Origin of the sequence: Pararhodobacter marinus, from assembly GCF_003122215.1 — a bacterium.
In the GTDB taxonomy this organism is placed as follows: domain Bacteria; phylum Pseudomonadota; class Alphaproteobacteria; order Rhodobacterales; family Rhodobacteraceae; genus Pararhodobacter; species Pararhodobacter marinus.
This window is the reverse complement of sequence record NZ_QEYD01000011.1, coordinates 81,658-107,250: the sequence shown is the minus strand read 5'-3', so window position 1 is coordinate 107,250 and position 25,593 is coordinate 81,658. Positions and strand designations below refer to the sequence as shown.

At 68.2% G+C, this 25,593-nt stretch carries 32 protein-coding genes; 7 read left to right on the top strand and 25 right to left on the bottom strand.

The genetic code is table 11. From position 1 onward, the window contains the following. Positions 1–22: 22 nt before the first annotated feature. Positions 23–358, top strand: coding sequence for a TfoX/Sxy family protein (locus tag C4N9_RS17200; RefSeq protein ID WP_109534585.1), 336 nt, complete (start codon positions 23–25; stop codon positions 356–358). 3 nt (positions 359–361) lie between these two features. On the opposite strand, the gene C4N9_RS21980 is transcribed toward C4N9_RS17200, so the two are convergent. The 3 genes from C4N9_RS21980 to fnrL all read right to left on the bottom strand — a co-directional run bounded on the left by C4N9_RS21980 (position 362) and on the right by fnrL (position 2,053). After that, entirely contained in the window at positions 362–499 is a 138-nt protein-coding gene (locus tag C4N9_RS21980; RefSeq protein WP_168192275.1) for a hypothetical protein, read from the bottom strand. A gap of 146 nt (positions 500–645) precedes the next feature. Next, on the bottom strand, positions 646–1,152 hold the full coding sequence (locus C4N9_RS17195; protein WP_109534584.1) for a hypothetical protein: 507 nt from the start codon (positions 1,150–1,152) through the stop codon (positions 646–648). Between the two features lie 145 nt (positions 1,153–1,297). Continuing rightward, positions 1,298–2,053: a transcriptional regulator FnrL gene (gene fnrL / locus C4N9_RS17190; RefSeq protein WP_109534663.1), complete on the bottom strand. Its 756-nt coding sequence runs from the start codon at positions 2,051–2,053 to the stop codon at positions 1,298–1,300. 51 nt (positions 2,054–2,104) lie between these two features. Between fnrL and hemN the strand changes: the two genes are divergently transcribed. Beyond that, positions 2,105–3,460, top strand: coding sequence for an oxygen-independent coproporphyrinogen III oxidase (gene hemN, locus C4N9_RS17185; RefSeq protein WP_109534583.1), 1,356 nt, complete (start codon positions 2,105–2,107; stop codon positions 3,458–3,460). A gap of 46 nt (positions 3,461–3,506) precedes the next feature. On the opposite strand, the gene C4N9_RS17180 is transcribed toward hemN, so the two are convergent. From C4N9_RS17180 to C4N9_RS17155, 6 genes are all read right to left on the bottom strand, one after another. After that, entirely contained in the window at positions 3,507–4,268 is a 762-nt protein-coding gene (locus C4N9_RS17180) for a gamma-glutamyl-gamma-aminobutyrate hydrolase family protein (protein ID WP_109534582.1), read from the bottom strand. A 73-nt stretch (positions 4,269–4,341) separates the two neighbouring features. Next, positions 4,342–6,384 carry a bifunctional DedA family/phosphatase PAP2 family protein gene (locus tag C4N9_RS17175; RefSeq protein WP_109534581.1) on the bottom strand — a complete coding sequence of 681 codons (2,043 nt, stop codon included), beginning with the start codon at positions 6,382–6,384 and terminating at the stop codon, positions 4,342–4,344. A 51-nt stretch (positions 6,385–6,435) separates the two neighbouring features. After that, on the bottom strand, positions 6,436–6,861 hold the full coding sequence (locus C4N9_RS17170; RefSeq protein ID WP_109534580.1) for a GlcG/HbpS family heme-binding protein: 426 nt from the start codon (positions 6,859–6,861) through the stop codon (positions 6,436–6,438). A 22-nt stretch (positions 6,862–6,883) separates the two neighbouring features. After that, positions 6,884–7,984, bottom strand: coding sequence for an alpha/beta hydrolase family protein (locus C4N9_RS17165; protein WP_109534579.1), 1,101 nt, complete (start codon positions 7,982–7,984; stop codon positions 6,884–6,886). Positions 7,985–8,164: 180 nt separating this feature from the next. Continuing rightward, positions 8,165–8,617: a methyltransferase family protein gene (locus C4N9_RS17160; protein WP_109534578.1), complete on the bottom strand. Its 453-nt coding sequence runs from the start codon at positions 8,615–8,617 to the stop codon at positions 8,165–8,167. Further along, entirely contained in the window at positions 8,614–10,773 is a 2,160-nt protein-coding gene (locus C4N9_RS17155; RefSeq protein WP_109534577.1) for a malate synthase G, read from the bottom strand. The genes C4N9_RS17160 and C4N9_RS17155 overlap by 4 nt, the downstream gene beginning before the upstream one ends. 248 nt (positions 10,774–11,021) lie before the next feature. On the opposite strand from C4N9_RS17155, the gene C4N9_RS17150 reads away from it, so the two are divergent. The 3 genes from C4N9_RS17150 to C4N9_RS17140 are packed head-to-tail and all read left to right on the top strand — an operon-like array spanning position 11,022 to position 12,707. Next, positions 11,022–11,363, top strand: a complete 342-nt coding sequence (locus C4N9_RS17150; protein WP_109534576.1) for an ArsR/SmtB family transcription factor — start codon at positions 11,022–11,024, stop codon at positions 11,361–11,363. Continuing rightward, positions 11,356–11,838: an SRPBCC family protein gene (locus C4N9_RS17145; RefSeq protein WP_109534575.1), complete on the top strand. Its 483-nt coding sequence runs from the start codon at positions 11,356–11,358 to the stop codon at positions 11,836–11,838. Before C4N9_RS17150 ends, C4N9_RS17145 begins: the two co-directional genes overlap by 8 nt. After that, positions 11,835–12,707, top strand: a complete 873-nt coding sequence (locus C4N9_RS17140; protein ID WP_109534574.1) for an SRPBCC domain-containing protein — start codon at positions 11,835–11,837, stop codon at positions 12,705–12,707. Before C4N9_RS17145 ends, C4N9_RS17140 begins: the two co-directional genes overlap by 4 nt. Here C4N9_RS17140 and C4N9_RS17135 read toward each other — a convergent pair. Both C4N9_RS17135 and C4N9_RS17130 read right to left on the bottom strand, forming a co-directional pair. Further along, positions 12,704–12,886, bottom strand: coding sequence for a DUF2256 domain-containing protein (locus C4N9_RS17135; protein ID WP_342748828.1), 183 nt, complete (start codon positions 12,884–12,886; stop codon positions 12,704–12,706). The two genes, C4N9_RS17140 and C4N9_RS17135, sit on opposite strands and share 4 nt — an antisense overlap. An 8-nt stretch (positions 12,887–12,894) precedes the next feature. Then, a complete protein-coding gene (locus tag C4N9_RS17130) occupies positions 12,895–14,241 on the bottom strand; it encodes an FAD-binding domain-containing protein (protein WP_109534572.1) in 1,347 nt (448 codons plus the stop codon). Positions 14,242–14,452: 211 nt separating this feature from the next. On the opposite strand from C4N9_RS17130, the gene C4N9_RS21975 reads away from it, so the two are divergent. Next, positions 14,453–14,614, top strand: coding sequence for a hypothetical protein (locus C4N9_RS21975; protein ID WP_168192274.1), 162 nt, complete (start codon positions 14,453–14,455; stop codon positions 14,612–14,614). On the opposite strand, the gene C4N9_RS17125 is transcribed toward C4N9_RS21975, so the two are convergent. The 5 genes from C4N9_RS17125 to C4N9_RS21970 all read right to left on the bottom strand — a co-directional run bounded on the left by C4N9_RS17125 (position 14,604) and on the right by C4N9_RS21970 (position 18,493). Further along, positions 14,604–15,413 carry a division plane positioning ATPase MipZ gene (locus tag C4N9_RS17125; RefSeq protein WP_109534662.1) on the bottom strand — a complete coding sequence of 270 codons (810 nt, stop codon included), beginning with the start codon at positions 15,411–15,413 and terminating at the stop codon, positions 14,604–14,606. The two genes, C4N9_RS21975 and C4N9_RS17125, sit on opposite strands and share 11 nt — an antisense overlap. Positions 15,414–15,558: 145 nt before the next feature. Beyond that, entirely contained in the window at positions 15,559–16,743 is a 1,185-nt protein-coding gene (locus C4N9_RS17120) for an APC family permease (protein WP_109534571.1), read from the bottom strand. A gap of 80 nt (positions 16,744–16,823) precedes the next feature. Beyond that, positions 16,824–17,045, bottom strand: coding sequence for a 50S ribosomal protein L31 (gene rpmE / locus C4N9_RS17115; protein WP_109534570.1), 222 nt, complete (start codon positions 17,043–17,045; stop codon positions 16,824–16,826). Between the two features lie 11 nt (positions 17,046–17,056). Beyond that, on the bottom strand, positions 17,057–17,434 hold the full coding sequence (rplS, locus tag C4N9_RS17110; protein WP_109534569.1) for a 50S ribosomal protein L19: 378 nt from the start codon (positions 17,432–17,434) through the stop codon (positions 17,057–17,059). 318 nt (positions 17,435–17,752) lie between these two features. Next, on the bottom strand, positions 17,753–18,493 hold the full coding sequence (locus C4N9_RS21970) for an SDR family oxidoreductase (RefSeq protein WP_168192273.1): 741 nt from the start codon (positions 18,491–18,493) through the stop codon (positions 17,753–17,755). A 192-nt stretch (positions 18,494–18,685) separates the two neighbouring features. Here C4N9_RS21970 and C4N9_RS21965 point away from each other — a divergent pair, with 192 nt between their 5' ends. Next, the gene (locus tag C4N9_RS21965; RefSeq protein ID WP_168192272.1) at positions 18,686–19,222 is read left to right on the top strand and encodes a hypothetical protein; all 537 of its coding nucleotides are present in this window, start codon (positions 18,686–18,688) and stop codon (positions 19,220–19,222) included. 6 nt (positions 19,223–19,228) lie between these two features. Here C4N9_RS21965 and trmD read toward each other — a convergent pair whose 3' ends face one another. The 9 genes from trmD to ffh form a co-directional block, all read right to left on the bottom strand. Further along, positions 19,229–20,071 carry a tRNA (guanosine(37)-N1)-methyltransferase TrmD gene (gene trmD, locus C4N9_RS17095; RefSeq protein ID WP_109534566.1) on the bottom strand — a complete coding sequence of 281 codons (843 nt, stop codon included), beginning with the start codon at positions 20,069–20,071 and terminating at the stop codon, positions 19,229–19,231. A gap of 28 nt (positions 20,072–20,099) precedes the next feature. Then, a complete protein-coding gene (gene rimM / locus C4N9_RS17090; protein ID WP_109534565.1) occupies positions 20,100–20,603 on the bottom strand; it encodes a ribosome maturation factor RimM in 504 nt (167 codons plus the stop codon). 216 nt (positions 20,604–20,819) lie between these two features. Then, positions 20,820–21,182 carry a 30S ribosomal protein S16 gene (gene rpsP, locus C4N9_RS17085; protein ID WP_109534564.1) on the bottom strand — a complete coding sequence of 121 codons (363 nt, stop codon included), beginning with the start codon at positions 21,180–21,182 and terminating at the stop codon, positions 20,820–20,822. 69 nt (positions 21,183–21,251) lie between these two features. Further along, a complete protein-coding gene (locus C4N9_RS17080) occupies positions 21,252–21,548 on the bottom strand; it encodes a chorismate mutase (RefSeq protein WP_109534563.1) in 297 nt (98 codons plus the stop codon). A 53-nt stretch (positions 21,549–21,601) separates the two neighbouring features. Then, on the bottom strand, positions 21,602–22,225 hold the full coding sequence (locus tag C4N9_RS17075; protein WP_245902599.1) for a GNAT family N-acetyltransferase: 624 nt from the start codon (positions 22,223–22,225) through the stop codon (positions 21,602–21,604). After that, positions 22,222–22,797, bottom strand: coding sequence for a GNAT family N-acetyltransferase (locus C4N9_RS17070; RefSeq protein ID WP_109534562.1), 576 nt, complete (start codon positions 22,795–22,797; stop codon positions 22,222–22,224). Before C4N9_RS17070 ends, C4N9_RS17075 begins: the two co-directional genes overlap by 4 nt. Further along, positions 22,794–23,330: a GNAT family N-acetyltransferase gene (locus C4N9_RS17065; RefSeq protein WP_109534561.1), complete on the bottom strand. Its 537-nt coding sequence runs from the start codon at positions 23,328–23,330 to the stop codon at positions 22,794–22,796. The genes C4N9_RS17070 and C4N9_RS17065 overlap by 4 nt, the downstream gene beginning before the upstream one ends. Then, complete coding sequence (locus tag C4N9_RS17060) at positions 23,327–23,866, bottom strand: GNAT family N-acetyltransferase (protein ID WP_109534560.1); 540 nt, start codon at positions 23,864–23,866, stop codon at positions 23,327–23,329. The genes C4N9_RS17065 and C4N9_RS17060 overlap by 4 nt, the downstream gene beginning before the upstream one ends. Positions 23,867–23,870: 4 nt before the next feature. After that, on the bottom strand, positions 23,871–25,382 hold the full coding sequence (ffh, locus tag C4N9_RS17055) for a signal recognition particle protein (RefSeq protein WP_109534559.1): 1,512 nt from the start codon (positions 25,380–25,382) through the stop codon (positions 23,871–23,873). Positions 25,383–25,593 lie beyond the last annotated feature (211 nt).

The window sequence follows — 25,593 nt, the reverse complement described above, 5'->3', positions numbered from 1 at the left end:
CGTTTCCTTTTCGAGTGACCTGATGGCCTATGACGAAAGTCATGCCGCGCTTCTGCGCGCGGATCTGGCGGCGCTGCCCGGCGTGACCGAGCAGCGCATGTTCGGCGGTCTGTTCTTCCTTCAGAACGGCAACATGCTGGCCGGGGCCAGCGGGCGCGGCGGCGGCATGGTCAGGGTCGGCCCCGACGCGATGAGCGCCGCTCTGCGGATCGAGGGCGCCTCGCAGGTCGAGATGGGGCGTCGCCGCATGAAGGGATTCGTGTCGCTGGACGCCGAGGCGATGGCCGATGACAGCCGGCGCCGGCAATTGGTCTCGATGGCCCGGGCCTTCGTGGCGACCTTACCTCCGAAGGCCTGAGGCTCAGCCCAGCGCACCGCCGCCTACGCTGGCGAAGAAGGTGGCGCCCATCGCGCCCTCGCGGTCGGCGCCGTAGAGATAGGTGGCGACGCGTTCGCGGCTGCGGCGGACGGCGCGTTTCTGACGACGGGTCTTGCTCATGGTGGAACCTCCTCAACTCGTACCATGTCGGGTGTCGGGGCCTCCCGCCCCTGCCCTGCACAAAATTTGCCCCGCAAGCGTGGCGGCGCTGCGGGGGAAACAAGGAGAAATTGTGTTAGGTCAGAAAGTTAGCGATAACGCGCCGCTCAGCGGGTTGCGGGCAGGCCGCGCCGTTCAACCTCGCGATGGGCGAGGAACAGCGCGTCGCGGGTAAAATCGGCGGTCGGGCTGCCGGCGTCCAGATCGCGCTGCGCGGCGCGCAGGTAGTCGATCAGCTCGGCATCGGAGAACCGCGCGATGCCTCGGCGGAAATTGTCGAATTGCGGCTGTTCATAGGCCAGAAGCCCCTCGGGCATCGGCTCGGCCAGGCCGAGGATCCCCAGCGACCAGTCGGTGAACGAGGCGAGAGAGACATCGCCACCCGCGCGCGGCACGAAGGCTGCCGTGGTGCCCAGAGCGCCCAGCATCAGCGCCACCGCGCCGGCCATCGCCCATTTCCCCGCAAAGCCATGCAGATGCGAGACGAGCGACGCGGCGCGTTCGCGCAACGACGGCGCGGCGCCGGCGGCTTCGGGCTGAAGGTCGGCGGTAGCCGTGATAAGGACCGCACGGTCTTTGACCAGATCGTCGTAATCCGCATCCCAGTTGAACATCGCGCCCTGTCCTGCCCTGTCACTCATGTTGACGGAAGCGTGCGGGGCAACCGTGACCAGAATGCGGCGCGGCGGGGGCGGAATCGCGAAGATCGCCTGTTGAACAAGGGGATCGGGGGGCTTTCAGACCCGCCGCCACGGCCCCTCAGACCAGGAAGCCACCGTCGCTGTCATCCCCCGCCTCTTCAATCAGCAGGTCGAAATCGGGAATGATGATGTGGCGCTTGCCCTCGATCTGGATGACGCCATCGCGCTTGAGCGCGCTGATCTGGCGGCTGACGGTTTCCAGCGTCAGGCCCAGATATTCCGACATCGCCTCGCGGGTCAGGGGCAGATCAACCACGACCCGCCCTTCGCTGCTTTGCAGTTTGAGCGAGGCATCGCGCCGCGCGATGATGGCGATCAGGCTGGCGATCTTTTCGCGCGCGGTCTTGCGACCCAGCAGCAGCATCCATTCCCGTGCCGCGTCCAGTTCGTCGAGCGTCATCTCCAGCAGCCGCTGACCGACATGCGGGGTGTCCAGCATGATCGTCTCGAACGGTTTCTTGCGGAAACAGCACATCACCAGGTCGGTGGTCGCCACGACGTCATAAGCCGCCGTCTCGCGCCCCGGGCGGCCCACGAAATCCGACGGCAACAGCAGGCCCACCATCTGGCGGCGGCCGTCTTCCATGGTCTGGGTCAGCGTGGCGATGCCCGAGACGACCGAGCCCACGAAATCCATCCGGTCGCCCGACCAGACGATGGTCTGCCCGGCTTCGAAACTGCGGTAATATTTCGTCTCTTCCAGACGTTCGAGCTCGTCCGTATCGCAGCGCGCGCAGACCGCACGATGCCGGATCGGGCAACTTCCGCATTGCACATGCGTGAACTTGGCGGGGGCGGCTGTGGTTTTCTGCATCGGATTGATCTGCGTCAAGGCTATCGGGCGCGGTCTGAACAAACTAGGCGAATGACTGAGGAATCGCAACTCGCCCGACTGGGGCTCTTTGACGCGCGTGTGCCGCGTTACACAAGCTATCCGACTGCGCCGCAATTCACCGACGCTGTAGGGTCTTCCCTGTTTCGTCAATGGGTTGGCGCGATCGCGCCGGGTAGCCGGATCTCGCTGTACCTGCATGTGCCGTTCTGCCGACGGTTGTGCTGGTTCTGCGCCTGCCGCACGCAGGGCACCTCGAGCGACGATCCCGTCATCGCCTATGTCGAAACGCTGAAATCGGAACTGGCGCTGTTGCGCGACGTGCTGCCCGAAGGCGTGACGCTGTCGCGGCTGCACTGGGGCGGCGGCACGCCGACGCTTCTGCCCGCCGCGCAGATGCGCGATCTGGCGCGCGCCGTGTTCGACGTGGTGCCGATGGGCGAAGGCGCCGAGTTCTCGGTCGAGATCGATCCCAACGAGATCGACGCCGAGCGGCTGGATGCGCTGGCCGAAGCGGGGATGAACCGCGCCTCGATCGGGGTGCAGGATTTCGACCCCGAGATCCAGCAGATCATCGGCCGCGACCAGAGCTATGACATCACCCGCGACGCGGTCGAGATGATCCGCGCGCGCGGCGTGCACAGCCTGAACGCCGATATCTTGTACGGCCTGCCCAACCAGACCCGCGCGCGGGTGGCGGATTCGGTGCAGAAACTTCTGTCGCTGTCGCCCGACCGCGTGGCGCTGTACGGCTATGCCCACGTGCCGTGGATGGCCCGGCGTCAGCAGATGATCCCCTCGGACGCCCTGCCCCGCCCCGAAGAACGGCTGGCGCTGTTCGACACCGCGCAGGAGCTGTTCACCTGGGACGGCTACGAGGCGATCGGCATCGACCATTTCGCCCGCCCCGAGGACGGGCTGGCCGTCGCCGCGAAAGCGGGCACGCTGCGGCGCAATTTCCAGGGCTATACCGACGACACCGCCGAGGTGCTGATCGGGCTGGGCGCCTCGTCCATCTCGCGCTTCCCGCAGGGCTATGCGCAGATGAGCCCGGCGACCTCGGGCTGGGCGAAGGCGGTGCGGGCGGGCGAATTCGCCACCGCGCGCGGCCATGCCTTCCGCGGTGACGACCGGATGCGCGCGCGGATCATCGAAGCGCTGATGTGCGATTTCCGGGTGCGCACCGACGAGCTGGTCGCGGATTTCGGCCTGACGCGGGCGCAGGTGGAGGCGATGTTTGCGCCGGTGGCCGATCATTTCGGCGCGTTCGTCGTGCACAATGCCGGCGGGCTGGCGATTCCGATGCCGGGACGCCCGCTGACGCGGATGATCGCCGCGCGTTTCGACGCCTACGCGATGGCCAAGAGCGGCCATTCCTCGGCGATCTGACGGGCTGACAGGACAGGACGGGGACCCCACGGTCCCCGTTGCCGTTTCAGGCGGTGACGCTGGCCCAGTTGCGCACGGCTTCGCCGAAAGCGGCGAAGAGCGGGCGCGACACCGGGTCCTTCGCGGCGTTGTATTCGGGATGCCATTGCACCGACAGGGTGAAGCCCGGCGCGTCCTTGACATAGATCGCCTCGGGCGTGCCGTCGGGGGCATAACCGTCGATGACGATGCGCGCACCGGGGGTCTTGATCCCCTGCCCGTGCAGCGTGTTGGTCATCACCTCGGTCGACCCCAGAAGCCGGTGGAACGGCCCGCCCTCGGTGAATGTCACCTTGTGGCGCAGGGCGAATTTCTCTTCCAGCGTGCCATCGGGCGGCATCCGGTGGTTCATCCGGCCCGGCAGGTCGCGGATCTCGGGATAGAGCGAGCCGCCCAGCGCCACGTTGACCTCCTGAAAGCCCCGGCAGACGCCAAGGATTGGCTGCCCGCGTTCGACACAGGCGCGGATCAGCGGCAGCGTGATCGCATCGCGGCCCCGGTCGAACGTGCCGTGGGCGGGGGTTTCTTCCTCGCCGTATTCCTCGGGATGGACGTTGGGGCGTCCGCCGGTGAACAGGAAGCCGTCGCAGACATCGAGCAGGTCGTTGACCGTAACGTAGCGCGGATCGGCGGGGATCAGCAGCGGGATCGCTTCCGAGACTTCGGCGACGGCGGCCGAGTTCATCGTCCCACCGGCATGGACCTGATAGGATTCGTTAAGGAGGGCGGCATTGCCGATGATGCCTACCACCGGGCGCGTGCGCGGCATTCTGTGTTCCTGCAGTCACTTCGGTGTCCAGAAGGTAATTCCCCGGAACCGGGAAGGAAAGAGGCAGCGGCGCCTAGGGCAGGGCCAGAACTGCCGCCTGCCCATCCGATGACCATCCCTCGCCCGTGGCAGAGCGTCCGCGCAGCGCCGGGCCGGCGTCGATCATCCCCTGCGCCTGCGCGCCGGCCTGTATCAGCGCCTCGACCGCGGCCGCCCGCGCCGCATCGGGCCCCGGCCCTGCGCTGGCGGGGAACGCCGCCAGCGCGGCGAAAACCGCCTGCCCGCCCGGCAGCGCGAAGGGGCTGGACCACAGGCGCAGGCTCAGGCGCTGATCGCCCTCGCCGCGCTGAAAGGTCAGATCGGTGGGACGGTCGGCCCAGAAACGCGGGGTCAGGACCGGGGTGGGATCGTCGAGCTGCTCCCACGCGGTCAGCGCGCCGCGCAGGACGGATGTCAGGTCGCGGGCGGGCGCGGGCGCCCAGCCGCCCGCTTCGAGCGCGGCACTCAGCGCCTGCCGGTCGCCCGCCAGAAGCACGATGTTCACAGGTTCCAGCGGCGTGCCGATCACCGATTCCGTCTGCGCCGGGAAGCCGGGCTGTCCGGGCAGCTCGGAGGGCGCGGCGATGGCAACGCTGGCCGGGCCGGTCCAGGGCATGGTCTGCGCCTTGTCGTAGAAGACGACGATCCAGGTCGAGAACAGCGTGGCCCCCACCAGCACAACGGCGCCGATCAGGGGCGCAGGGGATGCCATCGGCACCGGGGCGGGGCGCGTCTCGCGCCACCATTCCGCGATGACAATGGCCGCCACGAGCCATAGCGCCCCCACCAGCCAGCCGTTGAACACGTCGCTGACATAGTGCTGCGCCAGGAACACGCGGCTGCCGCCCACCAGGATCGCCATCAGCGGCGCCAGCACCAGCACCGCGAAAAGCCGCAGCCAGCCCAGCCGCCAGAGGACGTAAAGCAGCGTGCTCCAGAACGCGACCGAGATCGCGGCATGGCCCGAGGGGAAGCTGTTGGTCGATTCGACGAAGTAATGAAACGGCGGACGCTCGCGCTGGAAGATCAGCTTCAGCACGGTAACAGTCAGCGCGTTGCCGCCCACGCCGACGGCGAGCGCCAGCGCCAGTCCGCGCCGCCCCCGCAGGATCAGGAAAAGCAGCATCGCCGCGGTGATCGCCGCAACCAGCCGCGTGTCGCCCAGCGCGGTGACATGCGCCACGACCCGCAGCAGGCCGGGCGTCCAAAGCCCGTGCATCAGGTTGGCGATGCGGGTGTCGATGGCGACGATCGGCGCCGCGGTCATCCAGTCGAGAACCGAGCGCACCCAGATCGCGAAGATATAGCCGAAGACCAGCGCCAGCACGGTCGCCGGCAGGCCGGCGAAACGGTCGGTGGCGAAGCGCCCGGCAATGAGGCCCGACAGGCGCGGGTGGCGCACGATCCAGCCCCGGACCGGCGGCATGTCGAGCACCGCGCGCAGCGCCGTGGCCAGCACCGCGAGCACGACGGGCAGGAAGCGCAGGATCCGCCGCGCCAGCCAGACCAGCCCGCCCACCAAGAGCGCCACGGCGGCCAGAACCAGCGCCACGCGGGTGGCGAGCGGGCCCAGACGGGTAAACGCATCGCCCAGCACATAGCCCAGCGCCAAGTGGAACACCGTATACGGGATCGAGGCCAGCACCGACCACAGCAGGAACCGCCGGTGCGGCATGTCGGCCATAGCCGCGACCATCGGCACCAGCCCCGATACGGGCCCCAGGAAGCGTCCCAGCACGATGGCCAGCCCGCCCCGGCGCTCGAACAGCTGCTCGGCGCGCAGGAAAGCGCGCGAGCCCTCCAGCCGCCCTCGCAGGCCGCGCCGCGCCAGTCGGCCCGTCCAATAGCCAAGCTCGGACCCCAGGATCGAGCCCAGCGCAACGTACCAGCCCAGGTGGAAGACGTTGACGACGCCCTGCTGGGCAAGGATCCCGCCGGCATCGACGACGAGCGCGCCGGGCACCACCACGCCGGTGACGAACCAGCCTTCGAGAAGCGCAGCGAGCCCGATCACCCAGTAGGTCAGGACGCCCAGCGAGGCGAGGGTGGGCAGGATCTGATCGGGAGACGGGAACATCTGCGCTTAACTGGCGCGCAGGGGGAAACGGTCAAGCATGTCCAGGCGGTCTCAGGCTTCGGCCGTCAGCCCCGCCGCCTCGGCCCCGGCGACACCCGCCAGCGCGTCGTTGTCCGAGGTGTCGCCGCTGATGCCCACGGCGCCGACCAGCGCACCAGTCGCGTCGCGCAACAGAACGCCCCCCGCGACCGGCACCATCTTGCCGTCAAAGGCGCCGCCCGCCGCGGCGATGAAATGCGGGCGCTCGACCGCCATCTCGCCCAGTCTGCGGCTGGGCACGCCCATCATCACCGCGCCATGCGCCTTGCCGAAGGCAATGGCGAACCGCCCCGAGGGCGAGCCGTCCTCGCGCTCGAAGGCCAGGACATGGCCGCCCGCGTCCAGCACCACGACCGAAAGCGGTTTCATCCCCGCCTCGCGGCCCTTGGCGCGGGCGGTGGCGATGATGGTGCGGGCTTGGTCGAGCGTCAGGGTCATGGCAGGTCCTTTCGGTCAGGGGTCAGGGTTGCGCGTCGGCATCGTGCAGAAAGGCGGCAATCGCCTGCAGGATGCGATCATGGGCCTCGAGCCGGGCGTCGGGCGAGCTGCCGCACAGGTCGGGATCGCCGCCGTCGCGGGCCAGGATCTGCGGCCCGGCTTCGGTGCACAGCGCGAAGCCGTCCGTGGGCCGGGCCTGCGGAAGCGTCATCTGCACGACGCTTTCGGGCAAGCGGTCGGCGCCGGCGGGCACATCGGGGCCAAGGGTGACCATCAGCGCCGGCGCGTGGATCCCCGGCCGGGTCTCGATCACCGGCAAATATTCGGGCGCGATGGCGACGGCGGCGCGGAAGCGGGCATCGTGGCGGTCGATGCTGAGGGGCGCGGTTTCGGTCTGCGCGGGCGAGACGCCCTGCGCCTGAAGCCAGCGGCAGTCGGGATTGCCCTGCCCGGGGCTGTCGCAGGATTGCTGGTAGCCTTCGACCTCGGTGCCCAGCCCGGTCAGCGCCATAGCGGCGGTGCCGCCCAGCGCGAAGCCCACGGCGAAGACCCGCTCGGGGTCGATGCGCGCGGACCATTGCGGATGGCGCAGCAGACGGTCGAGCGCGCGACTCAGATCCGCCGGGCGGTGCCAGATTTCATTGAGCGCGGCGCGGGCATCGGCGGGGCGCGGGGCGTTGACCTCGACCGCCAGATACCCCGCACGCGCCAGCCCTGCCGACAGCCATGCGCCGCTGTCCTCGGCTGAGCGCAGACCGCCATGCGACACAAGCACAAGCGGGAAGCGTCCATCGGGCACGGGCGGGCGCGGATCGGCGCCGGGGATCACGCGGGTGGGACGGAACACCGCGTTCCCTGCGAAATCCGCCTCGTTTCCGGGATGGGCAGGATACCACAGCGTCAGCGACAGCGCGCGCGCTTCCTCGCTTGTGCCGCGGATATCCAGCGCGAAGACACCGGGCGTGCCCGCCGAGGGGACCGGCGCCGCGCTTTGTGTCGGGGCCTCGGCTGCACCGGGCGCCGCGGCGGAAGGTATGCGATGCTCGGCCCCGGCAGGCGCGGTGAACGCGAGCGAGGTAAGCGCCATGGCCATCACCAGGGCAGCCAGGCCGCCGGGTCTCATTGAACGATCATTCCCAACCTGTTGAATTGCGGGAGCGACCCGCATGTGCGCCGGCCCGTTCTTTCGCGGACACAGTCGGGCGCATCATGCGGCGCGGCGGCGCTTTCGGCAAGCTGAAAGCCCGGGGGCCTGCCGGTTCGGGGCGCCGTTCGCGAGGACGTGATCGCGCGGCAGACCACGCTACCAGCGACGCGTCCGGGCCATGTAGCGCTCGGCTTCGGGGCCGAAGGCGGCGCGCAGGGCGAGTTCCTCGGCGCGGATGAAGCGGCGGGTGATGACCGGCGGGAACAGGGCCACCAGCAGCACCGCGCTGAGCGCGCCGACCAAGAACCCGGTCCCCACAAGGCAGATCGCCATCGCGGTGTAGATCGGGTTGCGGTTCAGCCGGAAGGGGCCTTCGACGATCAGCGTGCCGGGCGTCTCGTGCGGCTCGATCGTGGTCTTCTTGCGCCAGAACCAAACGGACGACCAGCCCGCCAGCGCCAGACCGGCCCCGAGCAGGAGCCAGCCCAGCGGCCAGGCCCAGTCGCCGAAACGGATCAGCGGCAAGGCCCAGCCCAGCCCGATCTGCACCGCGAAGAAGCCCGCCGCCCAGACGGGCGGCAGGTCGGGGAAATGGCGCCGGATGCTCACCCGCGCGCGGCCTTCAGCTCCAGTCTGCGGGCATGGAGCACCGGCTCGGTATAGCCCGAAGGCTGTTCGCGACCCCTGAAGACCAGATCGCAGGCGGCCTGAAAGGCGATGCCGTCGAAATCCGGGCCCATCGGCGTATAGGTCGGATCGTCCGCGTTCTGGCGGTCCACCACGGCCGCCATCTTGCGCATCGCGGCCATGGTCTGCGCGTTGTCGATGACGCCGTGATGCAGCCAGTTGGCCAGCGCCTGCGAGCTGATGCGGCAGGTCGCGCGGTCTTCCATCAGGCCGACATCGTGGATGTCGGGCACCTTCGAGCAACCGACCCCCTGATCGACCCAGCGCACGACATAGCCAAGGATGCCCTGCGCGTTGTTTTCGATCTCGGCGGTGATCTCGTCCTCGGACCAGTTCTGACCCTGCGCGACCGGGATCGTCAGCAAATCGGCCAGCGTGCCGCGCGCGCCGCCGGCGGCGATCTCGTCCTGCCGCGCCATCACATCGACCAGGTGGTAATGCGTGGCGTGCAAGGTGGCGGCGGTGGGCGACGGCACCCAGGCGCAGGTGGCGCCCGATCTGGGATGCCCGATCTTGGCGTCCAGCATGTCGGCCATGCGGTCGGGCATCGCCCACATCCCCTTGCCGATCTGCGCGCGGCCCTTCAGCCCGCAGGCCAGACCGATATCCACATTGCGATCCTCGTAGGCGCTGATCCAGGGCTGCGATTTCATGTCGCCCTTGCGCACCATCGGCCCGGCTTCCATCGAGGTATGGATCTCGTCCCCGGTGCGGTCCAGGAAGCCCGTATTGATGAAGGCCACGCGGTGCTTCGCGGCGCGGATGCATTCCTTCAGGTTGACCGAGGTGCGGCGTTCCTCGTCCATGATGCCCAGTTTCACGGTGTTCGCGGGCAGGCCCAGAACCGTCTCGACCCGGTCGAAGATCTCGCAGGCGAAGGCGACTTCCTCGGGGCCGTGCATCTTGGGCTTCACGACGTAGACCGAGCCATGCAGAGAGTTGCGCGCGCCGCCGGTCTTCTGCAGATCGTGCATCGCGCAAAGCGTCGTGACCATCGCATCCAAGAGCCCCTCGCCCGCCTCGCGTCCTTCGGCATCCAGAACGGCGGGGTTGGTCATCAGGTGGCCGACATTGCGCACCAGCATCAGCGCGCGGGTCTTGACCGTCAGCGGCGCGCCCGACGGGGTCTGATAGGTGAAATCGTCATAAAGCTTGCGGGTAAAGGTCTTGTCGCCCTTGGTGACGGTCTCGGTCAGATCGCCCTTCATCAGGCCCAGCCAGTTGCCCCAGGCCAGCACCTTGTCCTCGGCATCGACGGCGGCAACCGAATCCTCGCAATCCATGATCGCGCTGATCGCGGCTTCGACGGCGACGTCGCTCAGCCCGAACGGATCGGTCTTGCCGACCTCGGTGGTGGGATTGATCAGCAATTCCAGCTTGAGCGCGTTCTTTTCCAGCAGGTAATGCGTCCAGCCGTCACCCTCGGCCCAGCCCAGGAACTGCGCGGGATCGGCAAGACCGACCTCTCCCGCGGGCGTCGTCGCGGTCAGCGTGCCGTCTTCGACGCGCAGCGCCGTCACCACGGACCACGACGCGCCCTTCAGCGGCACGACCTTGTCCAGATGCGCCTTGGCCCAGGCGACCACGCGCGCGCCGCGGTCGGGGTCATAGCCCTTGCCCTTGGGCAGATCGCCCATCGCGTCGGTGCCGTAAAGCGCGTCGAACAGCGAGCCCCAGCGCGCATTCGCGGCGTTGAGCGCGTAGCGCGCGTTCATCACCGGCACGACCAGTTGCGGGCCGGGCTGGGCGGCGATCTCGGGATCGGTGTTCGTGGTCTCGATGGTGAAATCGGGGCCTTCGGGGACCAGATAGCCGATCTCGGTCAGGAAGGCGCGGTAGGCATCGGCATCCTGCGGCTGACCCTTGCGGGCGACATGCCACGCATCGATCAGCGCCTGAATCGTCTCGCGTTTCTTCAGCAGGTCGCGGTTTTTCGGCCCGAAATCGCGGATCAAACCGGCCAGGCCATCCCAGAACGCGCCGGGCGTGACACCCGTCCCCGGCAGCGCCCGTTCCTCGATGAAAGCGACCATCCGGGTGTCGACCTGCAGCCCCGACTTGTCCATCCGTTGCGTCATGCCCCGTTTCTCCCGTTCCTGCGCGGTCTTCGATCCGCTGTTTTCCGGCTGTTGCGCCGAATATGGCCAAAAGTTTCCGATAGGCAACACGCATTCTTCGACGCAACCGGGGTAATCCGGCTAAGGACTTTCAAAAATAAAAAGTTAGCCATCATGCTAAGTTTTCTGTTGCCCGACTCGGATCGGACAGTTAGGCAAATAGCTAAGCAACCGAAGAGAAACCCGATGCCGCAAGGAACGCCTAGCGCATGAGCGCCGAGCCGCGCCTCGATACGCTGTTTCAGGCGCTGGCCGATCCGACCCGCCGCGCGATCCTGTCGGCCCTGGCGCGCGGACCGCAGAGCGTGAGCGATCTGGCGCAGCCTTTCGACATGGCGCTGCCCTCGCTCATGGGACATCTGCGTAAGCTGGAAGCGGCGGGGCTGATCGAAACCCGCAAGGACGGGCGCGTGCGCACCTGCGCCATCGTGCCCGAGGCGTTTGCCCCGGTGCGCGGCTGGCTCGATGAGCAGCGCGCGCTGTGGGAAGGGCGGCTCGACCGTCTGGAAGACTACGTTAACCGCCTGATGGAGGAGAAATCCCGTGACTGACGTCTCTATCGACCCCGCGACCGACCTGATCCTGACGCGCACGCTGAACGCCCCCCGCGCGCTGCTATGGGAATGCTGGACCCGTCCCGAGCACGTGCCGCACTGGTTCATTCCCAGGCCGCACCGCATCACCGCCTGCGAGATCGACCTGCGAACCGGGGGAAAGTTCAACACCACGTTCGAGGTCGATGGCAACGAGATCGCCAATAACGGCGTTTTTCTGGAAGTGATCGAGGGCCGGAAACTGGTTTTCACCGATGGTTATTCCGAAGGCTGGAAACCCGCGCCCGAGCCCTTCATGACCGCCATTGTCACCTTCGAAGACGCGGGCGAGGGCAAGACGACCTATACCGCCATCGCTCGGCACCGTTCGCCCGACGCGGCGAAAAGCCATGAGGAGATGGGATTCTCCGAAGGCTGGGGCACGGTCGCCACGCAGCTTGAAGCCTATGCGCAGGGATTGGCGGGCCAATGACCACCCGTTTCGCCACGCTGGTCTTCGACCGCGAAAGCGCCGCGCCGCCCGCCGCGCTGTGGCGGGCCTGGACCGACCCGCAGGCGCGCGCGATCTGGTCCGCCCCCTCGCCCGCCGTGACGGTCGAGTACCTGAAAGCGGAGTCCGTCATCGGCGGCGAGGAAGTGTCGATCTGCCGCGCCGAGGGCCAGCCCGACATTCGCTGCGCGTTCCGCTGGCTGACCATGGAGCCCGCCCGTCGCTCCACCAATACCGAGATCCTGTCCGCCGGGGGCACAACGCTGTCCGCCGCGCTGGTCACCGCCGAAATCGCGGCGCATGGCGACGGCGCGGCGCTGAGGCTGACCGTGCAGCTGACCTCGCTGGCCGAGGACATGGAACAGGGCTATGTGCAGGGCTTCGCTGCGGGTCTGGACAACCTTGTCGACGTGGCGCAGCGAACGATGGTGCTGGACCGCGTGATCGCCGCGCCGATCGAGGCGCTATGGCAGGCGTGGACCGACCCGCAGGCGCTGCCGGAATGGTGGGGACCGGACGGCTTTTCCTGCCGCACGCGCCGCATCGACCTGCGTGAGGGCGGGGAATGGGTGTTCGACATGATCGCACCCGATGGCACGGTCTTTCCCAATCACCACAAATACAGCCTGCATGACTGGCCCCGGCGCATCGACTACACGCTGCATTGGGGCGAGGACGGGCCGAAACATGCCGATGCGTCCGTCACCTTCACGCCCGAAGGCAGCGGCACGCGGGTTATGCTGGGAATGATCTTTGCCTCGCGCGAGGAGTGCGAGGGGGCCAAGGCCATGGGCGCGGTCGCGTTGGGACAGCAGACGCTGGGCAAACTGGCCCGGTATGTCGGGGCTTAGGACCGCCTGTCCCCGGGCGTTCCGGCCTCGGGCTTTCCGCGTCGCGACCGGGCTTCGGCCCGGCAGCGGTCCGAGCAGTATTTCACCTCGTCCCATGTCTTCGCCCAGGCCTTGCGCCAGACCATCGGCCGGCCGCATTGCGCGCAGGTTTTGACCGGCAGATCCCCCTTGCGGCGCATCTTCGCCATCACAGATCCAGTGTCATCTGCGGGCCGCGTGCGGCGCGGAAGCCGCCCTCGATCAGCGGGTCGTCGCAGGGCATCGCGCGGCTGCCGGTCCGGCCCCGCCCCGGCGCCATCCGCGCCCTGAGTGCGCGCGCCTCGCGCGCGGCGCAGGCGGGGTCGAGCACCGGTTCAGGATAACGCCCCGCCAGCGCGCGCCGGGCCTCGGGCCAGAACCACGGTGTGTGCAGATGGGCATCGGGCACGGGTTTCAGTTCGGGCAGCCAGCGACGGATGAAGGCGCCCGTCGGGTCGAGCTTGCGCCCCGTTGCCACCGGATCAAGGATCGGCCCCTGCCCCGCCCGCGCCATTTCGCGCCACAGGATTGCCGGGTCGTGATCGGTCGACAGCCGCGCCAGATGGCGCCCCACCCCGGCGGCGCCCAGACCGTGAAGCTGCATTCCCGCCGCCGCCAGAAGCCCGCGCGAGCGGTGGTCGAGCCAGCCGCTGGCGATCAGCGCCCGCATCGCCGCGTCGAGAAACGGCAGGCCCGTTTCCCCCCGCGCCCAGGCACCGGTGGCGGGCGCGCCCTCGGGCTCGGCCAAGGGGGCCGTGCGGGCGGTGTCGCGGCGTTTGAGCTGGGCCGTGAGCAGGCGCGCGGCGGAAAGGCGTTCGGGCGCGGCACCAGGCGTGTCACGCAGACGGGCGATGGCGGCGCGGATCTCGCCCGCGGACAGCACGCCGAAAGCCAGATAGGGCGACAGGCGCGCGCCCGACCGCTCGGCCTCGGGCGCGGTGGCACGGGCAGGCGGCAGGCCCTGCCCGCGCACGGCCAGATAGGTCTCGAGCATCTGCAACCCCGCCTCGCGTCCGCCGGGCTGGCGGAAGGGACAGGGGCTTGCGGTGAAGCCCAGCGCGCGGGCGCCGGGCAGAACGCCGGTGCCTTCGGTTACAGGTTGCAGCGCCGGGGCGGTACAGGGTTGCGCGCCGGTTTCGGGCAGCACCAGCCAGTCGAGCCCGCGCCCCCGCGCCCAGTCCCCGACCTGCGCCACCAGCGCGCGCGCGGCCCGGCTGCCGGTTTCGGCATGCGTGACGATACGGGTCACGCGGTGCTTGGCCACGAGCCGCGCCAGCACCTCGAGACTGTCGCCCACGCGCAGGACCAGAGGCTGACCCAGCACCGCCAGATCCTCGTTCAGCCCGCGCAGGCTTTCCCCCAGGAAGGCGATATGCCGCTCGGACGTCTCATCGGGGGCCAAAAGGACCGGATCGACCACATAGACCGGCAGGACCGGCCCCTCGGCGGCGGCACGGCTCAGCGCGGGATGGTCGTGTACCCGCAGATCGCGGCGGAACCAGACAAGGGAGAGCATGGGCGACTCGGCTCGACAACGCAGGGTGAATGTTCACCCTTCATTCTCTAACCCATCCCGCAAAGCGGTTCAATCTTTGCAAATTGCAACGCATTCTCGCAGAACGACAAGCATTTTGCGTTGTTTTCCGCAAAATCCCACGTTCCAGCCACAATCGCGCCACAAACCGACGGCTTCCTTAATCATACCAGAACCCAGAAGGATTGCTGTGATGTCCGCCCTGCAGAAAGTTGCCCTCGATCTCTTTGGCCATGCCGTGAAATTCCCGATGACCCTGTTCGGCGACGAGGAATCACGCGTGAACGAGCGCCTTGCAGAGCTGCACCGCCAGCTTCCCAGCACGCTGCCGGAAAAGCGCTTCTTCAGACATTGACCGTCACGCCGGGCAGGCGCAGCGTGGTCAGGAGATCCCTGAGTTCCTGACGCGCGGCGATGTTCGAGATATTCATCTGCTCGACGCCGGTATCGCGAAGATCCAGCAGCGTCAGGCCCCGCGGGAACAGCTCGCGGAAGATCACCCGCTCGGAAAAACCGGGCGCCACGCGGAAGCCGATCCGCTTCGACAGCGCGGTGAGCGCCTCGCCAACCCGGCGCTTGTTGTGCATCTGCTGAGCCCCCAGACGGTTGCGCAGCACCAGCCAGTCCATCGGCTTCAGCCCGGCCTGCGTGCGCAGCTGCCGGGCTTTCCATACCATTTCCGAATAGATCGACGGGCCCAGCACCTCGTTGGTCGAGGAATCGATCCGCGCGAGCAGGTCGAAATCGATGAAGCTGTCGTTCATCGGCGTGACCAGCGTATCGGCCAGCGAATGCGCCACCTGGCTCAGGCGCGTATGGCTGCCGGGGCAGTCGATCAGGATGAAATCGCTGCTTTCCTCCAGCTCGTTCAGCGCCGCCGAAAGCTGGTAATCGGTCACGCTTTCGCCCGGCGGCACGGTGGCGGGGTCGATCTCGGGCAACAGCCGGTAGGTCGGGCTGGGCAGGGTGATGCCCTGCCGCGCGCAATACTCGCTGCGGTTCTCGATATAGCGCCCGAAGGTGCGTTGCCGGACGTCGAGATCAAGCGCGCCGACGCGAAAGCCCATGCGGGCCAGCGCCGTGGCGATATGCATGGCGGTGGTGGATTTCCCCGACCCGCCCTTTTCGTTTCCGGTGACGATGACATGCGCCACGGTGTTCATCCTGCTCTGTTTGGGTGCCGTCGCCCGGGGCATGGCCAGCCGGGATCGGAGCGCCTGTTTAGAGCGGCGGGCGGTGGGGGAAAAGGGCCTGCGGGCGTTTCTTTCCCGGGTGTTGTATGCGTGTCGGCGCAGCGCCCTATTCGATCGCGCGGCCGAAGATCACGATGGCAAGACCCAGAAGCGACAGCAGGCCATAGAGCCCCGCGCGGGCCGGGCGCGCACGACGGCACCGCCACGCGGCCAGCGCGGATTGTACCGCGTAATAGGCGGCAAACGCGCGCGAGGCATAGGCGATGATGTCGAACACATCCGCCGCCCATGTCAGCGCCAGCCCCACCGCCACCGTCAGCGCGTAGGCCTGTTTCTGGCTGACGCGCCTGCGGCTCAGTTCCTGCAACAGCCCGCCCGAACCGCCGGTATCGGCGACCGCCGCCGAGAATTGCGCGGCCAAAGCGGCGGCAACCAGCACCACCGGCAGAACGGGGGAAATCACCCCCATCATGCCGACAATGGCGGTTTCGCTCAGCTCCTGCGGGGCGGGGCTGAACGTATAGGTGACCAGCGCGATGTAAACGAGGTAGATTGCCGTCGCCAGAAGCTGGGCATTGCGCATCGAGCGGATGCGGGTCCGCGCGTCGTATTCCCCGCCCAGATAGCGCGAGGTCTCGAAGCCTTGCACCGTGACGATCATGCCGAAAGCCAGTGTCAGCGCGGGCCAGCCGGTCTCGGTCGGGTCGGTGAAGACCAGCGCATCGCCGTCCAATGCCTGTCCCAGATAGACGCCCAGTGCCAACAGAAGCCCGGCGATGATCGCCAGTTTCAGCGCGACCGAGGCATATTCCATCCGTTCGAGCACCGCGAAACCCCGCGTCCAGCCGACGATCAGGATGACCGCGTAGACCGCGGTCGTGATGGCGCGCGCCAGAAGCTGCGACTGGAACGGCAGAAGCGAGACCGCGAAACTGCCCAGCAGGTTCAGGTAATAGGCGACCGAGACCATATAGGCGAAACCCAGAAGCGCCGAGGCGGTATTCTCGGCCCAGGCCGCACCGGCCTGTCCGTCACTGTCGATGGCGCGGATATTGTCGCGGATCGCGGCACCGAAGCCCCAGGCGACAAGACACAGCGCGCCCATCACAAACGGCCCCCAGAGCCCGTACGCATGGTTCAGAAGCGGCCCCAGCACCAGAAAGCCCGAGCCGATGATCGAGGCCAGCGGCGTCACCATGGCGCGCCATGTCGTCGCCCCGCGCAGGCCCGGCAGCCACAGCAGGCCCAGCGCGATCAGGATAGTTCCAAGAATGGCGGTATCGAGAAACATGCAGGCCTTGGTGTGCCGTCAAAAGGAAAACGCCGCTACGGATGTAGCGGCGTTTCCGGCATTCTGCGATACGCGGCGGCTCAGAACCCGAGGCCGGCGTATTTGTTCTTGAACTTCGACACGCGGCCGCCGGTATCCATCAGGCGCGAGGTGCCGCCGGTCCAGGCGGGGTGCACCGACGGATCGATGTCCAGAGCGATCGAATCGCCTTCGGCGCCCCAGGTCGATTTCATCTGCACCACGGTGCCGTCGACCAGCTTGACGTTGATCAGGTGGTAATCGGGATGGATCGAGGATTTCATGCTCGCGCTCCTTACTTGTCGGCCAGCGGACGGTAGTTGGTCTTTTCGGCGATACGGGCCGATTTGCCGCGACGCTCACGCAGGTAGTAGAGCTTGGCGCGACGGACCTTACCGCGGCGAACGACCTCGATCGAATCGATGTTGGTCGAGTAGAGCGGGAACATACGCTCGACGCCTTCGCCGAACGAGATCTTGCGGACGGTGAACGAGGCACCGATGTTCAGGCCGCCCGAACGGGCAATGCAGACGCCTTCGAACATCTGCACACGCGAGCGCGTGCCTTCGGTCACCTTGTAGCCGACGCGCACGGTGTCGCCCGGCTTGAAATCAGGGATGGTCTTGCCAAGAGCAGCGATCTGCTCGGCTTCGATTTCGGCGATCAGGTTCATGCTGATCTTCTCCTATGATGGCTCACGGTTGTTCCGTGAAGGTCTGTGCCGCCCCAGAGCTCTGGTCTGCCACCGGATCCCGCCATCCCGTCCATCGGGGGCCGTCCGCCAGAGATTTCGGTCGTCGTTCTGTGATCCCCTCGCCGGACCGGGTTCCACCGGCGATGGTGGGGCCCAAACGAAAACGGCCCGGCGGACGATTCCGCCCCCGGACGGGCGCGGTATAGGGGCAAGCCGCACGCCGGTCAAGCCCGCTTCACATAGCGCCCCGACGGGCCGCGGCCCTTGCAAACAAGGGGTGGAACGGCCCTTCGGCGCTCAGCGGCCCAGACGCACATGCGCGGGCGGCAATGTCGTCATCGCGTGCCTGCGCTTCGGGTCGTTGTAATAGACGTCGCTGCCCTGCGGCTGGAGGATCAGCTCGCGGTCCTTCACCCCTTTGGGCGCGGTCGCCAGCCGGTAATATTCCTGCGCGATCGTATCGGGATCGAAAGCCGTGCCCGGCGCGACATGGCCGCAGATCGCCACGACCGAGACATGCACGCCCTTGGGCGCCAGTTCCTTGTACAAAGACAGGCCCAGGCTGCGCAAAGCCGCCTTGCCCAAAGCCAGCGAGGTCCATTCCGGGAACGGTTCCAGCGCCAGCCCGCCGCCGGTGAACAGGATCGCGCCCGTCCCGGCCTCGACCATCGCCGGCGCCACCTGCTGCACGCTTTGCAGCGCGCCGAGCAGGTTCACCGACAATTCGCGCTGCACCGTCTCGACCGGCGTGTCGAGCGGGCCTCCCGGCCGCTGGACCGAGGCGTTCCACACCAGCACGTCGCAGCCACCCAGCCGCCCGGCCAGCCGCGCCAGCGCTTCGCTCAGCCCCGGCAGGTCGCCCGCATCCGCAGGCTCGGCGCTGGCGGTGATCCCTTCGTCCTCGAGCCCCTCGCATAGCCGGTCCAGCGACGAGGGCGAGCGCGCAATCAGCCCGACGCTGTAGCCTTCGCGCCCGAAGCGGCGCGCGATGGCGGCCGAAACCCCTGTCCCGGCGCCGATGATGATGAGTGTCGGCACATCCGTCTCCTGTCCATTCCCGCGCGGACAGGTAATGCCTGCGCCGAAAAGAGCCATAGCAGCGGGCGGGATCCTGCCGGTGGGTCTCCCCGGAGCAAATTGCGCATCCCCTTCCCCGGACGATCTGCGCGCCCTTGACCCCGGGGGATTTCCCGCCACCATCTGCCCGTCCGATCCTGACCGGAGAGCTCCGTGAAACGCCCGATCCCAGCCCTTGCAACCGCCGCCCTGTTCTGCGCCGCGCTTGCATCGCCACAGGCGCCCGCCTTCGCCGACCCCACCGACCCCGCGATTTCGAGCGATTTCTACGCCAATTCCCGCAACTGGCTGATCGAATCGCTGCACGGTGCGCAGGTCTTCACCGGCTGCCGGGCAACGATCCCGCTGCAATCGGCGGGCCCGCTGCTGATCGAGCGGCGCACCGACCTGCCCGAAGGCTGGGCGATCTATGTCCCGACCTCGCAGGCGCCCAGCCCGGTCTTCGGCAGCGCGGTGCCCGGTCGGGTGATCGTCGACGCCACGGAAACGCCGGGCGATTACCAGATCCATCGCGGCGGCTGGGCCTCGACCGCGCTGAGCGCCGAGTTGCGCGATCAGCTCATGGCGGGAAATTACATCACCACCGCCATCGACGGCGATGACGAACGGCAATGGATCCTGAACGGATCGACCGCAGCGCTCGAGACGCTCGAGGAATGCTACGCGCAAAACGGTATCGCCTGGCGCTGAACGGCGTCAGCCGTCGCCCTCTCGCCCGTCGCCCCCCTGCCCTTCGCGATAGCGCGCCCAAAGATCGGGCCGCCGCGCGCGCGTAAGCCGCTCGGCCTGTTCCCGGCGCCAGCGGGCGATCTCGGCATGGTTGCCCGATTGCAGGACGGGCGGGATCTCGCGCCCTTCCCAGACCGCCGGGCGGGTGTATTGCGGATGCTCGAGCAGGCCGTTCGAATGGCTCTCCTCCTCGGTCGAGGCCGCGTTGCCCAGAACGCCCGGCAAAAGCCGCACGGTTGCGTCGATCATCGCCTGCGCGGCGATCTCGCCGCCGGTCAGGACGAAATCGCCAAGACTGACCTCTTCGATGCCGTAATGATCGAGCACCCGCTCGTCGACCCCCTCGAACCGGCCGCAAAGCAGCGTGACGCCGTCGCACCGCGCCCAGCGCCGCGCCGTCGCCTGATCGAAAGGCCGGCCGCGCGGCGAGAGATAGACGAGCGGCCAGCGCGCCCGCCCGGGCGTGCCGTGATCCGCCTCGTCGAGCGCCTTCGCCACGACGTCGGCGCGCAGCACCATGCCCGCGCCGCCGCCGGCGGGCGTGTCGTCGACATTACGGTGCTTGCCCTCGCCGAAGGGGCGCAGGTCGATCGTCTCCAGCCGCCATTGCCCGCGCTCCAGCGCCTTGCCGGTCAGCGACTGTTCCAGCACGCCGGGAAAGGCCGCGGGAAACAGCGTGATGATCTTGGCAGTCCAGGCGCCCTTGAGCCGCGGGCGCCCGCTGAGCAGATCCTCGGGCTGCACCGAGAGCCTGACGGCGACCCGGCCATGCGAGCGCTTGGGCCCCGGCGCGTCGCGGTCGCCGCTCACGGCCTGCCCCCGGTCGGCGCGGGGCGGCTCATTCCAGCAACCCCTCGGGCGGATCGGCGATGATCCGGCCCGAGGCCAGGTCGACCGTCGGCACCACCGCCCGCGTGAAGGGCAACAGCGCGTTGCCCTTGCCCGGGCGCTGGATCTCCAGCAGATCGCCCGCGCCGTGATTGAGCACCGCGCTCACCCGGCCCAGCGTGGTGCCACCGGTATCGAGCACCGTCAGGCCGATCAGATCGGCATGGTAGAATTCGTCATCGGGCAGCGACGGCAACTGGTCGCGCCCGGCGTAAAGCCGCGTCCCGCGCAACGCCTCGGCCTGCTCGCGCGTGCCCACGCCGCTCAGCCGCGCCGACAGCCCGTTGGGCACGGGACGGCCCAGCTTCACGGTGAAGGACCGACTGCCATCCTCGGTGAAGAGCGGCCCGTAGCCGCCGATCGCCTCGGGCTCGGCGCAGAAGCTCTTCAGCCGGACCTCGCCCTTGACCCCGAAGGCCCCGGCAATCGCCCCGACACAGACCCGATCCGACATCCCAAACTCCCCGATGCAGCGCGCCGCAACCTGTTTTCACTTTGCCCTAAATACTCGAAGACCGCGCCCTCACGACGCAATCCTTCTTCTCACGCCCCCCCTGTCACGGGCAAGGCGCGCCGCGCAAGCGGCGCGCCCGGTCGCGCGAGGGCTGAAGCCCGGAGGGCTTCCGGACGAGGGCGAAACCCCTCCCCCGGCCCCCCCCTTGGCGCAAGATTACTCTTCGGCCGGAGCCTCGGCAGCGGCGGCCTTGTCGGCGCGGGCCTTGGCGCGTTCCTGCGCCTTCTTGCCGGGCTGGGCTTTCTGCGGGTTGTTGCGGGTGGCCTTCTCGCGCAGACCGGCCGCTTCGAGGAAGCGCACGATGCGGTCCGTCGGGACGGCGCCCTTGTCGAGCCACACTTTCGCGCGCTCGAGATCCATTTTCACGCGGTCTTCGCTGTCCTTGGGCAGAAGCGGGTTATAGGTGCCCAGCTTCTCCAGGAAGCGGCCGTCGCGCGGCATGCGGCTGTCGGCCACGACGATGGCGTAGAACGGGCGCTTTTTCGAGCCGCCACGGGCGAGACGGATTTTGGTAGCCATGGGTGTATCTCCTATTGATGGCTGTTGGGACCCCGGGATCGCAGCCTGCGGCCGGGGCCAAGATGGGGATCAGTTCTGCAACTTCTCGTGGTGACGGATCACTTCCGAGATGATGAATCCGAGGAATTTCTTGGCGAATTCCGGGTCGAGATCGGCCTCTTTGGCCAACCATTCCAGCCGCTCGATCTGCCGCGCCTCGCGCGACGGATCCGAGGGCGGCAGGCTGTGCTCGGCCTTCAGCCGTCCCACCGCCTGGGTGTGGGTGAAGCGTTCGGCGAGCGTGTAGACCAGGATCGCATCGAGACGGTCGATGCTCTCCCGGTGTTCGCGCAACAGCGCGGCGGCGCGGTCGGTATCGTCGGTCATGGCGGCCTCCGGGCTGGCATCGGACGGGATGGGGGGCTTGGTGTCACGCGGGGTCATCGGGCATCCCCCGTCCCGCGCTCGGGCTGTCGCGGGGGCAGGTGGCGCCAGATCTCGCTGCCATCCAGCATCCCGTCGAACCGCGCGCCCAGCCGCCGCGCGAGATCGCGCGAGCGGGCATTGTCGGGATCGATATAGCTGACGAGCGAGGTGAAATGCAGCGTGTCGTGGACATAGTCCAGCAGCGCCTGCGCGGCTTCCTGCGCCAGCCCCCGCCCTTCGAAATCCGAGGCCAGGATCCAGCCCAGTTCCGGCTCCTCGTCACCCGGCTCGAAGCCGATCAGCACGAAACCGGCGATCTGTCCGGCGGGCAATGCCGGGTCAAGATCCGAGGCCCGGGTTTCGGCCGTCCAGACGCCGTGGCCCCGCATCAGCCACAGCCCGACCATCCGCATCCAGTCGTCCCACGCCGCCTCGCGCGTCAGGGGACCGCCGAAGCCCGCGCCGCGCGCGCCGCTCAGAAGCTCGGCGTAAAGCGCGAAATCCTCGAGCCGGGGCGCCCGCAGAAGCAGCCGGTCGGTGCGCAGCATCGGCAGGCTGGCGGCGATTGTCTCGGCCAGATCGCGCGCCGGGCCGGGAACCGGCATCTCATGCGCGAACATGTTGGGGGCGATGATCATGCGTAGGCCTCCATGCCGGCGCCCTGCCGATCGGCGGCGGGGTGACGCCAAAGGCCCGACGGACCGAACTGGGCATGGGTGAAGCCGCCCACGCGGACACAGCCCAGCCGCTGCGCCAGCGCCTCGGACCGGGTATTGCCGTCCAGGATCAGGCTGATCGCCGTGGTCCAGCCCAGCACCTCGTAGGCCCAGCCCCGCCCCGCGAGCGCGGCCTCGGCGGCAAGGCCCTGCCCCTCGAAACCCGTCTCCCACAGGGTCCAGGCGATCTCCGGCTCGGGCCAGCCTTCGGGAAACCACGGCCCCGATGTGCCGATGGCCTTTCCCGTTCCGCGGTGTTCGATGACGAAGACACCATAGCCGCGGAAGACCCAGTGCCCGGCGATATGACCGAAAGCGCGCCAGGCCTGGTTGCGGTCGACCGGCCCGCCGGTAAAGCGCGACCGATCGGATCCCAGATACGCCGCGAACCCGTCGAAATCGGAAGCGCGCGGCGCGCGCAGCACCAGCCGCGGCGTCTCGATCCGGGGGATCAGCCTGTCGAAGCTCTGCGCGAAATCCCGTGCAAGCGTCATGCCGCGCCCTCCGCCGGGTGACGCCAGGCCTGCAGCGCGGCCTCGTCGCCCGGCACGGGGGCCCGGGCATCGACCACGCAGCCCAGCCGCCGCGCCAGCGCCTGCGAGCGGGCATTGGCGGTGTCAATGTAGCTGACCGGCCGCGCCCAGCCGAGCGTGCCGCGCGCGTAGGCCCGCACCGCCGAGACGGCCTCGAAGGCAAGGCTCTTGCCTTCGGCTTCGGGCGACCAGATCGTCCAGCCGAGCTCCGGCTCGGGCCAGCCCGCGGGGTTCCACGGCCCCGCGGCGCCCAGCGCGCTGCCGTCACCCTTGGCGGTCAGGATGAACTGGCCGTAGCCGCGCAGCACCCAATGGCCGATCACATGGCCGAAGGCGCGCCACGCGGTTTCCTCGGTCAGGTCGTCGGGCCGCACGAAGCGCGAGCGTTCGTCACGCATGAAGGCCAGGAAGGCCGGCCAGTCCGCCGCTTCGGGCGCGCGCAGCACCAGCCGCTCGGTCGTCAGGACGGGGGTTTCGGTCAGGCTGACACTCATCCGCGCCCCCTGAGATCATGCACGATCACCACGTCGCCCGCGTCGATCCCCGGGCGGCGCGCATCGACGCGCCCGCCCAGCCGCAAGGCCAGCGCCAGCGAGCGTTGGTTCTTCGGGTCGATGATGTTGACGATATCGTCCCAGCCAAAGGTCTTGCGCGCCCAGTCCATCACCGCACCGGCAGCCTCGCGCGCGATGCCGCGCCCTTCGGCCTGCGGCGCGACCATCCAGCCCAGCTCGGGCTCGGGGAATTCGTCGCCGTGATAGATGCCGACCTCGCCCACCCAGTCGCCGGTTTCGCGGTCGGCGACGCGGAACGGACCATAGCCCTTGAGCATCCACAGCGCCACATCCGCCGCCCAGATGCGCCAGGCGTGGTGGCGGTGATGCGGCCCGCCCTCCCAGACCGCGCGGTCCGAGGCATGATAGGCCGCCGCGTGTTCGAAATCCGCCAGCACCGGCGCGGACAGCACCAGCCGTTCGGTCACGAGGACCGGCACGGCAGGGGTCGCGAAGGGGGTGGCGGCTTCGTTCATCGGCTCAGCGCTTCTTGCCCAGGCCCGACAGGCCGCCCGGAAGGCCGCCCATGCCTCCCATGCCGGGCAGACCGCCCATGCCACGCGGCATCGCGCCGCCCTGCATCGCGCTGGCGGCGGCTTTCATGGTTTCGGGATCGGCCATCTGCTTTTGCATCTCGGCCATGTCGGTATCCTTGCCGAACATCGACTTCATCGCCTGTTTCAGCATCCCGCCCTTGCCCATCTTCTTCATCACATCGGCCATCTGCCGCTGCATTTTCAGAAGCTTGTTCAGCTCGGACACTTCCAGCCCGGCACCCGCCGCGATCCGCTTCTTGCGGCTCGCCTGCAACAGCGCGGGATTGGCGCGTTCCTTCTTGGTCATCGACTGGATCAGCGCGATCTGACGCTTGAGCATCGTGTCGTCGAACCCGGCCGCCTCGGCCTGTTTCGACATCTTCGCCATGCCCGGCATCATGCCCATGACCGATTGCATCCCGCCCATCTTCAGCATCTGCTCGAGCTGGCTCTTCAGGTCGTTCATGTTGAACTGACCCTTCTGGAAGCGCTTCATCATGCGCTCGGCCTGCTCGGCCTCCAGCGTCTGCTGCGCCTTCTCGACCAGGGCGACGATATCGCCCATGCCCAGAATGCGGCCCGCAACACGCTCGGCCTCGAAGGTCTCCAGCGCGTCGGTCTTCTCGCCCAGACCGACGAAGCGGATGGGCTTGCCGGTCACCGCGCGCATCGACAGCGCCGCACCGCCGCGCCCGTCGCCATCCATCCGCGTGAGCACGACGCCGGTGATGCCGACCTTGCCCTCGAATTCGGTGGCGACGTTGACCGCATCCTGACCGGTCAGACCATCGACGACAAGGAGCGTCTCGCGCGGGCTGACCGCGTCGCGGACGGCCTGAACCTCGTCCATGAGGACTTCGTCGATATGCAGACGACCGGCGGTATCGAGCAGGTAGACGTCATAGCCGCCCATCGTCGCCTGCGATTTCGCGCGCCTGGCGATCTGCACGGCGCTCTCGCCCTTGACGATCGGCAGCGTGTCGACGCCGATCTGCCCGCCGAGGATGGCCAGCTGCTCCATCGCCGCCGGACGGTTGGTATCGAGCGACGCCATCAGCACGCGCTTGTGCTCGCGCTCCTTCAGGCGGCGCGCCAGCTTGGCGGTGGTCGTGGTCTTGCCCGAGCCCTGCAGACCGACCATCAGGATCGGCGCGGGCGGGTTGTCGATCTTCAGCTTGCCGGGATCCTCGTCGCCGCGCAGCGTGGCGATCAGCTCGTCATGGACGATCTTCACCACCTGCTGGCCCGGCGTCACCGACTTGGTGACCGCGGCGCCCGTCGCCTTGCCCTGAACCCGCTTGACGAAATCGCGCGCCACCGGCAGCGAGACATCGGCCTCCAGAAGCGCCACGCGCACCTCGCGCAGCGCGGCGGTGACATCCTCCGCCGACAGCGCACCGGCCTTCGTCAGGCGGTCGAAGACGCCACCAAGGCGCTCGGACAGGTTCTCGAACATGGCAGGTCCTTTCGGAACTCTCAGCGGACGCACGGGGTCATGCACCCGTGGGCGCAACGCGCTGACGGATGGCGATCCCCGCAAAAGCGAAGGGACCGGACGCGTGGGGCATCCGGGGAATTGGCTCGCAGATACGCCCGCCCCGCGCCCGAGTCAAGTATTCCGGCCCCGGGCGCAGGGATGGCTGGACAAAACCCGCCGTCTTTGTTCC

What these genes read in the sequence shown, in the direction of transcription:
- C4N9_RS17200 (WP_109534585.1), top strand. Translation starts at nt 23, where the DNA reads ATGGCCTATGACGAAAGTCATGCCGCGCTTCTGCGCGCGGATCTGGCG.
- C4N9_RS21980 (WP_168192275.1), bottom strand. Translation starts at nt 499, where the DNA reads ATGAGCAAGACCCGTCGTCAGAAACGCGCCGTCCGCCGCAGCCGCGAA.
- C4N9_RS17195 (WP_109534584.1), bottom strand. Translation starts at nt 1,152, where the DNA reads ATGTTCAACTGGGATGCGGATTACGACGATCTGGTCAAAGACCGTGCG.
- fnrL (WP_109534663.1), bottom strand. Translation starts at nt 2,053, where the DNA reads ATGCAGAAAACCACAGCCGCCCCCGCCAAGTTCACGCATGTGCAATGC.
- hemN (WP_109534583.1), top strand. Translation starts at nt 2,105, where the DNA reads ATGACTGAGGAATCGCAACTCGCCCGACTGGGGCTCTTTGACGCGCGT.
- C4N9_RS17180 (WP_109534582.1), bottom strand. Translation starts at nt 4,268, where the DNA reads ATGCCGCGCACGCGCCCGGTGGTAGGCATCATCGGCAATGCCGCCCTC.
- C4N9_RS17175 (WP_109534581.1), bottom strand. Translation starts at nt 6,384, where the DNA reads ATGTTCCCGTCTCCCGATCAGATCCTGCCCACCCTCGCCTCGCTGGGC.
- C4N9_RS17170 (WP_109534580.1), bottom strand. Translation starts at nt 6,861, where the DNA reads ATGACCCTGACGCTCGACCAAGCCCGCACCATCATCGCCACCGCCCGC.
- C4N9_RS17165 (WP_109534579.1), bottom strand. Translation starts at nt 7,984, where the DNA reads ATGAGACCCGGCGGCCTGGCTGCCCTGGTGATGGCCATGGCGCTTACC.
- C4N9_RS17155 (WP_109534577.1), bottom strand. Translation starts at nt 10,773, where the DNA reads ATGACGCAACGGATGGACAAGTCGGGGCTGCAGGTCGACACCCGGATG.
- C4N9_RS17150 (WP_109534576.1), top strand. Translation starts at nt 11,022, where the DNA reads ATGAGCGCCGAGCCGCGCCTCGATACGCTGTTTCAGGCGCTGGCCGAT.
- C4N9_RS17140 (WP_109534574.1), top strand. Translation starts at nt 11,835, where the DNA reads ATGACCACCCGTTTCGCCACGCTGGTCTTCGACCGCGAAAGCGCCGCG.
- C4N9_RS17135 (WP_342748828.1), bottom strand. Translation starts at nt 12,886, where the DNA reads ATGCGCCGCAAGGGGGATCTGCCGGTCAAAACCTGCGCGCAATGCGGC.
- C4N9_RS17130 (WP_109534572.1), bottom strand. Translation starts at nt 14,241, where the DNA reads ATGCTCTCCCTTGTCTGGTTCCGCCGCGATCTGCGGGTACACGACCAT.
- C4N9_RS21975 (WP_168192274.1), top strand. Translation starts at nt 14,453, where the DNA reads ATGTCCGCCCTGCAGAAAGTTGCCCTCGATCTCTTTGGCCATGCCGTG.
- C4N9_RS17120 (WP_109534571.1), bottom strand. Translation starts at nt 16,743, where the DNA reads ATGTTTCTCGATACCGCCATTCTTGGAACTATCCTGATCGCGCTGGGC.
- rpmE (WP_109534570.1), bottom strand. Translation starts at nt 17,045, where the DNA reads ATGAAATCCTCGATCCATCCCGATTACCACCTGATCAACGTCAAGCTG.
- rplS (WP_109534569.1), bottom strand. Translation starts at nt 17,434, where the DNA reads ATGAACCTGATCGCCGAAATCGAAGCCGAGCAGATCGCTGCTCTTGGC.
- rimM (WP_109534565.1), bottom strand. Translation starts at nt 20,603, where the DNA reads ATGTCGGATCGGGTCTGTGTCGGGGCGATTGCCGGGGCCTTCGGGGTC.
- rpsP (WP_109534564.1), bottom strand. Translation starts at nt 21,182, where the DNA reads ATGGCTACCAAAATCCGTCTCGCCCGTGGCGGCTCGAAAAAGCGCCCG.
- C4N9_RS17080 (WP_109534563.1), bottom strand. Translation starts at nt 21,548, where the DNA reads ATGACCGACGATACCGACCGCGCCGCCGCGCTGTTGCGCGAACACCGG.
- C4N9_RS17075 (WP_245902599.1), bottom strand. Translation starts at nt 22,225, where the DNA reads ATGATCATCGCCCCCAACATGTTCGCGCATGAGATGCCGGTTCCCGGC.
- C4N9_RS17070 (WP_109534562.1), bottom strand. Translation starts at nt 22,797, where the DNA reads ATGACGCTTGCACGGGATTTCGCGCAGAGCTTCGACAGGCTGATCCCC.
- C4N9_RS17065 (WP_109534561.1), bottom strand. Translation starts at nt 23,330, where the DNA reads ATGAGTGTCAGCCTGACCGAAACCCCCGTCCTGACGACCGAGCGGCTG.
- C4N9_RS17060 (WP_109534560.1), bottom strand. Translation starts at nt 23,866, where the DNA reads ATGAACGAAGCCGCCACCCCCTTCGCGACCCCTGCCGTGCCGGTCCTC.
- ffh (WP_109534559.1), bottom strand. Translation starts at nt 25,382, where the DNA reads ATGTTCGAGAACCTGTCCGAGCGCCTTGGTGGCGTCTTCGACCGCCTG.